Source organism: Alkanindiges illinoisensis (genome assembly GCF_004377485.1).
GTDB classification, from domain to species: Bacteria; Pseudomonadota; Gammaproteobacteria; order Pseudomonadales; family Moraxellaceae; genus Alkanindiges; species Alkanindiges illinoisensis_A.
Genome location: NZ_SNTY01000086.1, coordinates 1 through 832, shown reverse-complemented (window position 1 = coordinate 832; position 832 = coordinate 1). Strand labels below are relative to the sequence as shown.

Annotated in this window: 1 pseudogene; it reads left to right on the top strand. The window is 38.7% G+C overall.

From position 1 onward, the window contains the following. Window positions 1-68: 68 nt before the first annotated feature. Window positions 69-820: pseudogene (locus E2B99_RS13995) on the top strand (IS5 family transposase). The last annotated feature ends 12 nt before the right edge of the window (window positions 821-832 follow it).

The window sequence follows — 832 nt, the reverse complement described above, 5'->3', positions numbered from 1 at the left end:
CTCATTTGAAGAATTGGTTTTACATACTTAAGATCTTCCTTTGAGTTATTTTTATTTCTATATTTTCAATGGCACGTACTCTTCTTACCGATGATATCTGGCAGCAAATTCAAGATACTATGTGATTACATGGTTGCTACTGTTCAAAAAACAGTAGAAATATCATGGAAGCGATCTTATGGAAACTGCGTACAGGCGCCACATGGCGTGATATTCCTCAAGAATTTTGTCCTTGGCAAACTGCTTATAATCGTTTTAATCGTTGGGCAAGCAAGGGATTGTGGGATAAATTTTTTTTAGATTACGAGGCGTCCTGGATCAGGAATGGGTATTCATTGACGGAAGCTACATACGCGTGCATCAACATGCAAGTGGAGCTCGGCATGGTTTTAAAAGAGCAATTGGACAATCACGTGGTGGACGAACAACAAAAATACATCTTGCAACCGACGCGAATGGATTACCGATTGATTTTAAAATCACTGGGGGTGACGTCCACGACAGTCAAGTTGCAAAACAACTGATTGATACTGTAGGCGAGGCAACTTATCTCATTGCTGACAAGGGGTATGATGCTGAGCACATTAGAATATATGCCCAGAACAAGGATATGATTCCCATTATTCCAATGAGATCAAATAGTAAAAGATCGAATAAGGAGTTTGATAAATATCTATATCAATTAAGACATTTAGTTGAAAATGTGTTTGCAAGATTAAAACATTTCCGTGCTATTGCAACCCGATTCGATAAGCTTGCACGAAATTATCAGTCTATGATCCGTATAGCCTGCATGTTGATTTGGTGTAAAGCCAAATGAGGACACACCCTA